Source organism: Methylotenera sp. (assembly GCF_029945705.1).
Taxonomy (GTDB): domain Bacteria; phylum Pseudomonadota; class Gammaproteobacteria; order Burkholderiales; family Methylophilaceae; genus Methylotenera.
Window position 1 is genome coordinate 143,084 of sequence record NZ_JAQSDC010000004.1, and the last position, 13,221, is coordinate 156,304.

Here is a 13,221-nt window from a genome sequence, read left to right on the forward strand (position 1 = left end):
GTATAGAAGTAGTCATTGCGTGCTCCAGCATTATGTCCCCTAGCTTGTAATGCATTGTTAAAGTAATCTAATCCTTTAGACTCAATGCCTTGTAGAGTTGAATCTGAAAGTCTGAAAGTCTGAAAATGGCAATGCTACAACCCTCTCTAAAAACTCCTTCTTCAGCAATTGAAACTGGATAACTGACTTCAATTTCACTAGGTAAAACCGCTTTGTAATGATAGTAAAGTAAAGCCTTATAGGCTAAGTAAGGGCTAAGAATAATTATGAGTAACGAGAGGTATTTTTTATTTTTATACAGTGCATAAAGCGCCCAAATAACAAGGATAAAAATTATAATAACAGTAATAAAACCACAGTGGTCATCAAGTTGTTTCCTTTTCTTATCCCGCGCGGTAGCGCAGGCATAGTTTTAAATGATTGAACTTACTTCTTTACTACTAATTTGATACCAGTCCACCTTACGTGTAATCACCATGGTTACAGCAAGTAAGCCAAATACGAGCAATGAACCCATAAGCAAGGCATTATCTTCTGAAGCCAATATGCCATACAGCGCGCTATACAAAGCGGTGAGTAAACCTGCAAATATAAAACCATGACCTTTGCTTTTTAGTACGTAAGTGAGGTAATAACCTAACAAACTGACGCATGATAAGCTGGCAATTAAGTAAGACATGGCAAAGCTAATGTGTTCTGAAAGTGAAATGAGCAATAAGTAAAACAAAGCCATTGCTAAGCCCACTAATGTGTATTGCGCAGGGTGAATGCGTAGGCGTTTGATAATTTCAAAGATAAAGAAACCAGCAAACGTTAGGCCGATAAACAGTAAACCATATTTAGTGGCGCGGTCTGATTGGCTATATACGTTGATAGGTTCTACAAAACCGATTGAGAGTGACTCAAGTGACTGGATTGAATTAGCCGCTTGTGCTGCTGGGTATGATGCTCTTGCTGAATCAGATGCAGAAGTCGCAGTTGATTTATCACTCCAACCTTGGTTAAGCATGTTCAGTAAAATGGTTTGATTGCTGCTAGAGAGTGAAGAAACTTCCCACTGTGCTTGGAAACCAGCAGGGGTGATTTTTTGCGTAGCGGCATCTGGTAAAAAGCTACCGTTAAAATGTGGGTGTTGCCAGCTTGATTGCAAGGCAATTTTGTTGCTGTCGGCAATAGGTGTGAAATTAAAATTCTCCATACCGCGTAAGTTCAGTTTAAATTCAAAAGTTACATTTTTTGCAGCAATCACATCAAGCTTTCCTAGCTCCGCATGAATGCCGTTGCCAAGTGTGGCAAGATTAGTGCCTTGTTCAAATTGATAAGTTTCGCCATTAAGCGTCAGTTCTGGTTTGCCGTTAATACCACGCGTATCGCTAATGCCCATAGTAATATAAGCTGGTGAAAAGGTAATTTTTCCGCCCTCATGTTGCGGTTTAATGACATAGTCAGCAGGGTACTTAAATGAACCTTTAATATTGCCGCCAAGTTGATACATTAGGGCTTTATAAATGCCTAATTTTTTATATTCATTGCTAAAGCCGCCCGTTAGCTCCAAATCATCTGGCAGCATGTATGACACATACTCATCTTTACGCTTTTCATTTTTTTCGACTTTATTTTCTGTGACTTTTACGTAATATTCTTCCGTATACGGCACGGCTAAAATAGGCCCCATAATGGTTTGCGCGCCAGCTGAGCTAGCTGCTATTTGCTGTTTCACGCCCTCTTGCAGATTTTGCCGTTCAGAAATAAGTGAGTTGATGTACATCACCGCCCACGACATGACCATAGTGAGAAGAAAAATACCGATGACTTTAAAAATAAATGCCCGATTCATGATGAACTCCGAATTAGTAATGTGGAGCTAGCAGAATAGTAGGCGTGGGTGAAGTGTTGATGCGCTTGTGTGAAGTGAACGTGAAGTTTTGCTTTTTACTAATAAAAATAGGGCAAAAAAATCAATATACCCAAAATCGCAGCGCCGATTGCGCAAATTAATACTGCGCCTGCGGCGATATCTTTGGCTTTTTTTACTGAGTGATGCAGATCAGGAGAAACCACATCGCATAAAAATTCAAATGCGGTATTGATCGTTTCTGCAAACCAAACCAGCGCAATGGCGACGACTAGCCATCGCCAATCGTTGGTGTTAATATTTTTGATTAGACCAAGCGAGGTAGTCAACATTGTAATTGCTAGATGTATCCAAGCATTATGCTGAGTTTTTAGCATAAATTGTATGCCATCTAGTGCGTAGCTAAAGCTTTTAAGACGTTTTTTGATTGAAAATGAGGGCATGTTTTAGCCTTTGTTTTGCTTAGGATGAAGCCGCCATTGCGTTGCTTGGCTTTGATATTGGAGTTTGTTCTTAAAAAGGCGCGCTTTAATTGATAACGTTACCCCAACGATACTGGCTAAAAATACGCAGCACACCATTTATTGAGTCACTTTCTGCTTGAGTAAGATTTCTGTTCTACCGTTAATCAAAAGCCTGAAAGTAGCGTTGCCTAGCGCGTTGGCAATGATAGTTTGCTCGGTTGAGCCAGTGATTAGATAGGCTCTATGTGGTAGTAAATTAGCTAAATGGATGACAAACTTTTCCGCATCGGTGCCATTGTAAAACACGGCTCTGAGACTATTTCGCTGATATGACGCGTGTGCCACCAACACATCGGGATAGGGCACGTGGCTGATGATAGGGTGCTTGTTTTTCTTTGGCGTTCCTATCAGTTGTTGAAAGCTATTTTTTGAGCAACTTTTAGCCAAAAATTCCACGCAATGCGCCCATACTGACGCATTCTCGCGATGCTTCACTCCAGCAATTTCTTGGCTTGGGTTTTCTAACGCTAACTGCTCAAAACACAGTTTAGCCACCTCATTATCGCCCAACTCTTTTGCCGCAAGCGCTAGGCCAGCGTAAGCGGCTGCGCGTGAAAAACCATAATTACCAGTGTCTATTGGCCAAAAAGCAGCTCGGTTTAGCTGGTTATTTTTTAATAATGTTGGGCGCAATAACAGCCATTGACGCAGTGCGATTGTTGGCAAAGTGGCATTTAAGAAGAAGCAAGGCAAGGCTTGCGGTAATGCACCGCCAAATACAGGCAAAGCCAGCCCCGTGTAGCTTGAGCGGCACGGAATAAAACGCCCCGCTAAATCAATGAATTCATGCTCTAAATGGTGTGTAAAGTCAGTTGCATGTTGCTGCCAAAGCGTCGGGTTATGGTGCTTAATCGCTGCCGAGCCAATGCTGTTGCATAGAGGATAAATCCAATTTGGCTCGCAAGCCATTAAGTAAAAATCTGATTTTTTAAACCCGCTATGCAGTTTATCAATAAGCAAGGATTGGTTGTAAGCAAAGCATTCACCTACGGGGTGATTGAACGAAAAGCTATTTGGTTGGCAAAAATCTTCACGTCCTGAAGCTGCGTGAAATAGCGCAATTTGCGTGGCACAAAAACCTGTGAACATAATATTATCGCGTGCTATTGGATCAGCACTGTTTTGCAAATTTCCCCAGCAGTTTTCAAGTTGCCAATATTGCCAAATGCGATAATCTGTTTGTTTTAGTATTAAATTATGCTGTGCCTCACTCAAATAGCCACTGAATGCGCTTAGATGCGTGGCTTGCGCCATTGAAAGTGCATAGCCTAAAAAATTGAGTTGATAACGCACCGCAGAGGTTTGAAATTGATCTATCCACTCCAAACCGTCAAAGTTTTCAAGTGGTTGCAAAGCGCGATCTAACAAAAATCGCATTTGTTTGAGATCATTAAGTGTAAATTCAATACTTTCATCTTGAGAGTGAAATTGGCTCGCTAAGTTTGCACCAGCCGAACTTAAGTATTCATTGGCTTGTAATCGTAATTTAGCGCCATGCTTTTGCTTAAGTAAAGCCAATAATAGTGTGCATAGCAATACTAAAGCCACAGAGCTAGGCAGCAGCCAAGTGGCATTAACGTTAAATCTGCCACAGATCAACGGGTTAATAATGGTGCTGTGTGGCATGATTGTTGCTGCCACTGCAGATAGAAACCAGCTAAGCACTGGAGCAAGTGCGTTACCCGTTGCAAACCACAACACCAATGCGCCAATGAACAAGCCAAATGCAAATATGCCGAGTGTAATGTGTATTAGGCCTTGCCAATTAGCAAAGCTAGCGTGCGCTAAAAAACCTCCGCCTGGTAAGATGATGCCCATGGCAAATGCGTGCCATTGAGAAGAGCTGCAAAGTGCAAGTATGAAGCATGCTAATAAAAAAAAGATGCCATAATATAAGCCTAGGCGACCTAGTTTTTGCTGAGTCACCTTTCCTGCAAAAAGCGTTCTATCAGGTAGTAAATCGAAATTTATCGGCTTCATTTGCTTGCCGAACGTACACTTATCGGAATAAATTTCTTTTTAATTGATGTATGTGCATTTTCAAATTGGTGCAATGATGCACCCCAGAACTCGGCCACGGTTTGACCGTTCTTGGCTAACTTGGTGGCTAAAAAATCGTAAACTTCATGAAAAAACACGCGGCGGCCGATTTTGTAATACCAGCGCATGCCGTGTAAAAATGCGGCGTCTTTATTTTTTATAGTTCTTGAAATGGCTTTTGGACGCAATTGCATGCACATTTCTATGCCTTTTACCCAACAAAAAACGCGCCAAGGCGGCACCTTTTGGGTGGCTAGTACTTGGTGTTTGTAATCCCATTTTCTGGAATCAGTTTGAATGACTTGCCGATTTGCAACGGTCGGAAAATACGGCGTCCAGCGATGTGGAGTGACATACAGCATTTGAATTTGGTCAGGGTCGTAATTGAGTAAATGTTTGAGTGAGCGCCAGTAGTCTGCATCAGTTTCTTCTTCAAAACCAACTACATAAGTGGCGAGGGAGATAATGCCGTGTTGGCGCAACAGCTCAATAGCCAGTTTGTCAGTTCTAGTCGTTGTGCCTTTTTTAATGTTAGCAAGCGTTGATTCGTCATAGCTTTCAATTCCTAATAAAAAGCGAATCACCCCTGCTTTTTTGTACAAATGCAGAATGTCAGCATCACGTACAACATCACCCGCACGGGTTGAGCCGACTAGCGTGAGGTTTACATTTTCGGCAATGAGTGCTTCTAAAAATACTTTCCATGCTTTTCTTGAACCCGTAGGCAATTCGTCGGCAAAGTTAATTAGCACCACGCCTTGTTCACGGTTTAATCTAGCTAACTCTTTTGCAAATAATACGGGGTCGCGATTTCGCCATTTAGTCCAAAAGCCACGTTGTCCGCAATAGTTACACAAATAGGGGCAGCCTCGCGAAAATTGCACAACTACAGCGCGCATATTGCCCCAATATGAATAGCGGCTATGGTCTATCAGCTCCCAACCAACGCGGTAATCATCCAAGTTTTCTATCATATCTGCTGCTGGCGTAGAAAAAGGCTTGTTGTTGACGCGGTAAGCAATGCCTTTTACTTTTTGTAGATCATGCTTATTGAATAAGGTTGTGACCAGATGTGGCGTAGTGTACTCACCTTCACCTCGTACTATGTAGTCAATTTCTGGCGTTTCGTCTAAAACATCTTGCCAGTGATAAGTAGGGAAAACTCCGCCGTAAATAATGGTTATGTTAGGCGCTTGGTTTTTAATGCGCTGTGCAATGGTTTTAATCGTGACGTGTGCTGAGGTTGAGCCAGAGTGCCCCATTAGAACAAAATTTGGCGCATGCGCAATGGCTATCTTTACAATATTCACGATAGAAATCGGACCAAATTCGGCATCCAATAACACAACGTCAAACCCTGAGTCTACGAGTGGGCCGCCAATACTAAGTAAGCCCAGTGGTGGCAAATGTTCTTTAGGCATACGGCTGCCAATTGCAGTATGTGGTGGGTTAATCAACAATATCTTATTAGTCATTTTTCTATCCCATGATGATCAATGAGGTAGTAGATTAATGACTTAGTTTGAAGTGTTGATGCGGCTGTATGAAGTGAGTGTGAAGTTTTGTAGAATTTTGTAGGAGCTGTCTGAGGCCGCGGACAGTCACATTAGCGGTCTCAGACCACTTTTATATAGGGATAATGATACTTGCGACCGCGCCGCCATTTGAATTATTTTGTAGAGTAACGCTACCGCCATGCAGTTTTACGACTTCCTGAACAAAGTTTAGCCCTAGCCCTGTGCTTTTTTGCCCGGCATTGATTGAAAAGTTAGGGCGAGGTAATGAGTAGAATTTATCAAATACTTTATCCAAAGCATAGTCTGGAATGCCGCTTCCTATATCACATACAGTGAGTTTTATTTGGGTTTGACTGCTTTCAGTAGCTACGATAACTTCACCATTGGCGGGGCTAAAATCGAGCGCGTTTTCCAGTAAGTTGTAGATCGCTTGACCGAGTAAAAATGTATCTGCCTGAATCTCAATAGCGTTAAGTGGTGAAAATTTAAATTGAATATTATTTAGCGCTGCTTTGTTTGCTAAATGTGATATTTGCGTTTGTATTAGGTCGTTCAAATTGACCATGGTTAAGTGCTGTAGTTGCTGTTGATGTTCCAACGTTGCTAAGCCCAACATATTCTGAATAATGGTTTGCACGCGGTTTGATTGCGTTTTAATTTGCGCTAAAAAGTGTGCTTGGTCTTCTGGCGGCATACTGGGTGAAATTAACTCCAAAGCCGCTTGTATCGCCGTAATCGGGCTTTTTAACTCATGTGTTAAGTGCTGCACTGAGTCTTGAATATATTGTTTGCCATCTAACTCGCTGCGCATAGTTTGCATGGACTTGGCGAGTTCGGTGAGTTCGTCATTGCTTGAGATTGGAGGCGCAGCTTTTTCACCTTTCGTGACTTTTTCTGCGTAATCGCGCAATGCGTTAATTTTTCGGGTAAATCGCCATGTGAATAGCACACCGATAATCAGTGAAAGCCCAAATAATAAAGCGCCCCAGCGGATAATTTTGTTTTGCGCACGCTCAATAAATGGCAATAAAGTGCGGTTGGCTTTAGCAACAGTGAGCGAGCCGATAATATTGCTGCCATCTTTAATTGGCGCAGCGATGTACATAATCGTGTCGCTCTCTTCATCGCCAAGAACAGCAGGGCTAGAGCGTACGCCGTACTTACCTTTTAGCGTGAGGTAAACATCATTCCATTTTGAATAATCTTGACCAAGCGCGATATTAGCCGAATCAAAAGTGACAATGCCATTGGTGTCGGTAATATAGACACGGTAATCTGCAGACTGTTTTTTGATGCCCCAAATATTCGCTTTGGTGGCATGTGACTGATATTTAATAAGGCTTTGTGCGAAGTTGCCAGTCTGAATCGTATCGGTTTTTACATCGTTTGCGGCAAGCTCAGCTAATACGTTGGCGGTATCTACCAGCGTGTCTTCCATGGCTTGGCGCACGCCAGGTTTAACTTCATCTACAAACACATACAGCACAAACCAAGCGGCAAGGCCGACTAATAAGAAGTAACCTAAGAAAATTTTAAGGCTAATTTTCATTTTTCAACTTAATCTACTACTTTGTCATACCGACGAAAGTCGGTATCTAGTGTCTTTAAGTCACTGGATTCCGTGTCATGCACGGAATGAGGAAATGAATAGTTTGAAATATTGAGAACTAATATCATGGTCTTATTTTTAAGCCATAAGGCTGTAACCCATCCCGCGATGCGTAATAATTGCTTCAGTTTGTGTGTCAATAGCACGCAACTTTGCACGCAAAGTTTTAATATGCGCATCCACAGTGCGCTCCAAAGTGTTCTCGGCATTTACCCAGACAATATCCATCAATTGATTACGAGAGAACACGCGTTGCGGCTGTTGAATTAAGGTTTTAAGCAGCAGGAATTCATAACGCGTTAAATCTAAGTGTTGTCCGCGATATTGAATTCGATTCGCTAGTTCATCCACTAAAAATTGTACGTTTTGCTGATTGGCGTTTGTCTTTAGTTCTGTGCGGCGCAATATCGCTTTCACTCTTGCGACGACCTCACGAGGACTAAATGGCTTGATAACATAATCGTCAGCACCAATTTCTAAACCCACAATACGGTCAATTTCATGATTACGTGCGGTTAAAAATAAAATGGGAATATTAGATTCAGCACGTATGAGTTTGCAAACGCCAAAGCCTGTCATATCTGGTAAGCCCACATCCAAAATCACAAAATCAAAGGCCTGTTGCTTAATTTGTGGAATCGCATCGCCACCTAAAAGTCTGTGAGTGGTGGCAATCCCTGCTTCTTTAAAAGCATAAATCAGGGTTTCTGCAATGGCAGGCTCGTCTTCAATAATCAGTACATGGATTGGCATGGCAGTATTTTAGATGAGAAAGGTCTTCAATGTGGTGTTTCATTATTCATCTGATTTAAGGCATCGCTAATGACCTGCTCATCAGTCGGGCGCACTAAGCGACTGATTTCAACACCATCTTTTATAAAAACTAATGTAGGCCACAGTTTAACTGCATATTGGCGACCTAATCTTTGCCCTTTGCCATCTTCAATCTTGAAGTGTTTTACATTGGGATAGTGAAGCAAGGCTTTACTAATGATTGCCTGCGCAGCTTTACAATAACCGCACCAGCTTGCACCAAACTCAATCACGGTAAGGCCTTGTAACTGCTCGATTTCTTCTTTAGTCATAGGCGTATTTTGGGTTGAGGTTGTTTAAGTTAATTAATAAGCATGCTTAAAATTGATTCTATTTGAGGATTCCTAGTCATAGCAGGGACTTAACGTGCATATCCCCATGCACCTCACAATGTTATCCACAGAAATTGTGGAGACTGTTAATTAGCCAAATCCCTGCCGTAGTTATATCGCAAATCTCTGTTAAAGTGAATTTTTAATCGTAACTCGCTCAAAAAGACAATTAGTTAATTAAAATAGCGTTAAGTCAATTAAACTTAATATAAAAATTAGGTCGCACATCAATTTAAAAGGTTAGCTGAATGGCAGAAAAAGAATACGATGCAGACTCGGTAAAGGTGTTAAGGGGTTTAGAGCCTGTACGCGCAAGACCAGGAATGTATACCCGCACGGATTCCCCAACGCATATTGTGCAAGAAGTCATCGATAACGCGGCAGATGAAGCATTGGGCGGTCACGCGACCACAATTCAAGTCACAATATTTAAAGATGGCGCGGTTGAGGTGTCTGATAACGGTCGTGGTATACCTGTAGAAATCCCAAAAGGTGAAACACAGCCAGCGGTAGAGCTTGTATTCGTGCAATTGCATGCTGGCGGTAAGTTTGATAAAGAAGATGAAAACAGTTCGTATCGGTTTTCTGGCGGTTTACATGGGGTTGGTGTTTCTGTCACTAATGCTTTATCTACGAGACTTGATGTCAAAGTGAGGCGCGATGGTAAAGTGCATAGTCTTTCTTTTGAAAATGGTAATTGCGTTACGCCATTAACTGAAACTGGCAAGTGTCTTAAAAAAGATACTGGCACCACAGTAAAGTGCTGGCCTGACCCTAAATACTTTGATTCGCCTAAGGTTTCACTTCAGCAGTTAGAGCATCTAATTAAATCAAAAGCGGTATTGTTACGCGGTGTGAGCGTGACGCTTTCTATTGAAGGTGCTGAAGGCTTTGAAGAGCGCTCTTGGACTTATGTTGACGGCCTGCCGCAATACTTGGATGAATTAATTGGAGAGCGCGAGTACGACGAAGACGAAACGCCCATTCCAATCATTTCGGGCGAGTTTTACCATCATGAAAATACTGATGGTATTTCTAAAGGAGAAGGTGCAATTTGGGCGTTGTCGTTTGGTTCAGGCGGTGGACGTGGTGAATCTTACGTCAACCTGATTCCTACGCTCTCTGGCGGCACGCACGAGGCTGGCATGCGTAATGGGGTATTTGAGGCGGTTAAGTCGTTTATGGAGCATCACAGCATGATGCAACGCGGCGTTAAAGTCTCTTCAGAAGATGTTTGGAATAACGTTTGCTATGTATTAGCCGCAAAAGTATTAGATCCACAATTTCAAGGTCAAACTAAAGAAAAGCTGACTAACCGCGATGCCATGAAAATGGTCGCGTCTGCCGTGAAACCCTATATGGAAACATGGTTGAGCCAAAACGTAGACCATGCAAAGCGCATCTCTGACTTGGTGAATCGCTCTGCGGCGGCACGCAATAAATCTACACAAAAAATTGAAAAGCGCAAATCTAGCGGTATTAATCTCATGCCAGCCAAACTTACTGACTGTGAAGCAGCTGGCACGATGGAAGCTGAGTTGTTCTTGGTGGAGGGTGATTCTGCTGGCGGTAGCGCAAAAATGGGGCGCAACAATGAGTTTCAGTCTTTACTGCCTTTGCGGGGTAAGGTGCTCAATACTTGGGAAGTCGACGCAGGCCGCATATTCGGTAACTCTGAAGTACATGACATTTTTGTTGCTTTAGGTATTGAGCCGCACACGCTTAAAGATAATCCTGATTTTTCAGGTTTGCGTTATGGTAAGTTGTGCATATTGTCTGATGCGGACGTTGATGGGTCGCATATTCAAGTGTTGTTACTCACTATGTTGTTAAAACATGCGCCTAAGCTAATCGAACGTGGCCACGTATACATCTCACAACCTCCGTTGTACCGTATTGATGTGCCAGCGCAGGGCAAAAGCAAGCCATTACGTAAAATTTATGTGTCTGATGATGCTGAGAAAATGTCCACCATAGAAAAACTCAAACGCGAAGGTATTGCTGAAGAAAAGTTAGGGATACAGCGTTTCAAAGGTCTAGGTGAAATGAATCCAGAACAACTATGGGAAACAACATTATGTCCTGATACGCGCCGCTTGATTCAAGTGCGATTGCCTGATGGTGAAGTTGCAGGTGCGCTCAAAATGTTTGATATGTTGATGGCAAAGAATGAGTCTGCCGCCAGAAAAGAATGGATAGAACGTCGCGGTAATGATGTGGAGGCGGATGTTTAATGGATATCAGTATGTTAGAAAGTAGCAATGATGAAAATGCAGTGCCGATTGGCGCATATGCAGAGGAAGCCTATTTAGCTTATGCCGTTTCTGTCGTAAAAGGGCGTGCGCTGCCATCTGTGGAGGATGGTCAGAAACCAGTACAACGCCGTATTTTATTTGCCATGAAAGAAATGGGCTTGGTAGCTGGCGTTAAGCCAGTCAAATCAGCGCGTGTAGTGGGTAACGTGCTAGGTATGTACCATCCGCATGGCGATAGTTCTGCATATGAGGCTGCCGTTCGGTTGGCGCAAGACTTCACGCTACGGTACCCATTGATTGATGGGCAAGGTAACTTCGGCTCACGTGATGGCGATGGCGCAGCCGCAATGCGATACACCGAGATGCGTTTGTCACCTATTGCTGATTTACTGCTATCCGAGATTGACCGAGGTACAGTTAATTTCCAAAGCAATTACGATGGTGCTTTTCAAGAGCCAGTGCTGCTACCAGCTCGTTTGCCAATGATGTTATTGAATGGCGCTTCTGGCATTGCCGTGGGCATGGCGACTGAGATGATTCCGCACAATATGCGAGAAATCGCCAATGCGGTACTGCATGTGATGGATAACCCAGACTGCACAACAGCTGAGTTTATGCAGCATGTACCTGGCCCTGACTTTCCAGGTGGAGGTCAGCTCATTACACAAACCGCAGACATCCTTTCTACTTACGAAACAGGTCGTGGTTCATTAAGACTGCGTGCGAGATGGATAGTCGAGCCGATGGCGCGCGGACAATGGCGTATCATCATTCATGAATTGCCGCATGGGGTTTCTGTAGAAACGATACAAGATGAAATTCTTGCCATTTCTAATCCTAAGCCGAAAAAAGACAAAAAAACTATAGACCAAGATCAATTGCTAGTGAAGCAATCGGCTTTGAGCATGATAGATACGGTGAAAAGCGAAGGCAAAAAAGATGTCCGCCTGATTATCGAGCCAAAAACGAGCAAGGTTTCTAGCGATGAGTTAATGGCGTTCTTGCTGCTACATACCAGCATGGAAGTCTCATGTCCCGTGAATATGGTGATGATAGGCACAGACGGTCGCCCTGCGCAAAAAGGCATGGTGGCGATTCTTAAAGAGTGGATAGCTTTCCGCCTGAATGTTGTACGCAGACGCTGCCAGTTTGATTTAGATAAAATCAATAAACGCATTCATATTTTAGAAGGTCGTATGATTGCCTTCTTGCATATTGATGAAGTGATACGAGTGATTCGTAATTCAGATGAACCGAAAACCGATTTGATCGCAGCGTTTCAATTAAGTGAAATACAAGCCGAAGATATTCTAGAAATCAGATTACGTCAGCTCGCTAGGCTTGAAGGCTTTAAGATTGAAAAAGAGCTAAAAGACTTACGTGAAGAAGCCGATGGTTTGCAAAACATATTAGGCAGCGACAATAAATTACGCAAACTCACTGCAAAAGAAATCAAGCAAGATGCGGAAAAATACGGCGATGATCGCCGTACCCTGATTGAGCCTGTGGAGCGTGCGCAGGGTGGTCAAAAAGCTTTTGTGGTGGATGAACCGGTAACTATTCTGCTTTCTAAAAATGGTTGGATTAGAGCTAGACAAGGGCACGGTGTTGAACGTGACTCAATCGTGTGGAAGTCTGGCGATGGTGAGTTTGCGGTCATTGAAACGCGCACAGTGCTGCCGATTGTCCTGTTAGACACCAATGGCCGTTGTTACGCCTTTGATGCCTCTACAGTGCCAGGCGGTAAGGGTGATGGCATTCCGCTCAGCTCAATCATTGAAGTGCAAAATGGCGCTAAATTGGCCCATGCGCTTTCAGGTAAAGATGACGACCGATACTTATTTGCCACATCAAATAGCTACGGGTTTGTTGCACCACTTAAAGGCTTAGTGGCAAGACCTAAAGCGGGTAAGGCTTTTATGAAGCCAGAAGACGGCGCGCTGATATTGCCACCCATTAAATTAGATGAACGCACGCACCTTGCGGTGACTTCATCTGAAAGTAAATTATTGGTATTCCCAATCAGTGAGGTGAATGAGTATCCAAATGGCGGCAAAGGCGTACGTATGATGGATATTCCAGATAAGGCTTCATTGTCACGAATCGAACTAAGTGATGGGCTAACTGCTAATATCGCTATTAGAGGTAAAGTTAAAGTGCTCGAAGGGGAGAGTTTAAGTAAATTCCTGCTCAAACGCGCCAGAAAAGGCCATGATATGAAAGAGACTAAAGCGCCAGTAAAGCGTCAAGTTTCACTTTTTTAATTCTCGGTATAG

At 43.0% G+C, this 13,221-nt stretch carries 9 protein-coding genes; 2 read left to right on the top strand and 7 right to left on the bottom strand.

Features of this window, described 5'->3' with window-relative positions; genetic code table 11:
• Positions 1-412 precede the first annotated feature (412 nt).
• The 7 genes from creD to PSU78_RS01690 form a co-directional block, all read right to left on the bottom strand.
• On the bottom strand, positions 413-1,837 hold the full coding sequence (gene creD, locus PSU78_RS01660) for a cell envelope integrity protein CreD (RefSeq protein WP_300383255.1): 1,425 nt from the start codon (positions 1,835-1,837) through the stop codon (positions 413-415).
• A gap of 98 nt (positions 1,838-1,935) precedes the next feature.
• Complete coding sequence (locus PSU78_RS01665) at positions 1,936-2,298, bottom strand: diacylglycerol kinase family protein (RefSeq protein WP_300383257.1); 363 nt, start codon at positions 2,296-2,298, stop codon at positions 1,936-1,938.
• 138 nt (positions 2,299-2,436) lie between these two features.
• Positions 2,437-4,359: a hypothetical protein gene (locus PSU78_RS01670; protein WP_300383260.1), complete on the bottom strand. Its 1,923-nt coding sequence runs from the start codon at positions 4,357-4,359 to the stop codon at positions 2,437-2,439.
• A complete protein-coding gene (gene bchE, locus PSU78_RS01675; protein WP_300383262.1) occupies positions 4,356-5,894 on the bottom strand; it encodes a magnesium-protoporphyrin IX monomethyl ester anaerobic oxidative cyclase in 1,539 nt (512 codons plus the stop codon). The genes PSU78_RS01670 and bchE overlap by 4 nt, the downstream gene beginning before the upstream one ends.
• Before the next feature lie 151 nt (positions 5,895-6,045).
• The gene (creC, locus tag PSU78_RS01680) at positions 6,046-7,485 is read right to left on the bottom strand and encodes a two-component system sensor histidine kinase CreC (protein ID WP_300383265.1); all 1,440 of its coding nucleotides are present in this window, start codon (positions 7,483-7,485) and stop codon (positions 6,046-6,048) included.
• A gap of 138 nt (positions 7,486-7,623) precedes the next feature.
• On the bottom strand, positions 7,624-8,298 hold the full coding sequence (creB, locus tag PSU78_RS01685; protein WP_300383268.1) for a two-component system response regulator CreB: 675 nt from the start codon (positions 8,296-8,298) through the stop codon (positions 7,624-7,626).
• Between the two features lie 26 nt (positions 8,299-8,324).
• Positions 8,325-8,630, bottom strand: a complete 306-nt coding sequence (locus PSU78_RS01690; RefSeq protein WP_300383271.1) for a thioredoxin family protein — start codon at positions 8,628-8,630, stop codon at positions 8,325-8,327.
• Between the two features lie 308 nt (positions 8,631-8,938).
• Between PSU78_RS01690 and PSU78_RS01695 the strand changes: the two genes are divergently transcribed.
• Positions 8,939-10,924, top strand: coding sequence for a DNA topoisomerase IV subunit B (locus PSU78_RS01695; protein WP_300383274.1), 1,986 nt, complete (start codon positions 8,939-8,941; stop codon positions 10,922-10,924).
• Positions 10,924-13,209, top strand: a complete 2,286-nt coding sequence (gene parC, locus PSU78_RS01700) for a DNA topoisomerase IV subunit A (RefSeq protein ID WP_300383276.1) — start codon at positions 10,924-10,926, stop codon at positions 13,207-13,209. The genes PSU78_RS01695 and parC overlap by 1 nt, the downstream gene beginning before the upstream one ends.
• Positions 13,210-13,221: the final 12 nt, after the last annotated feature.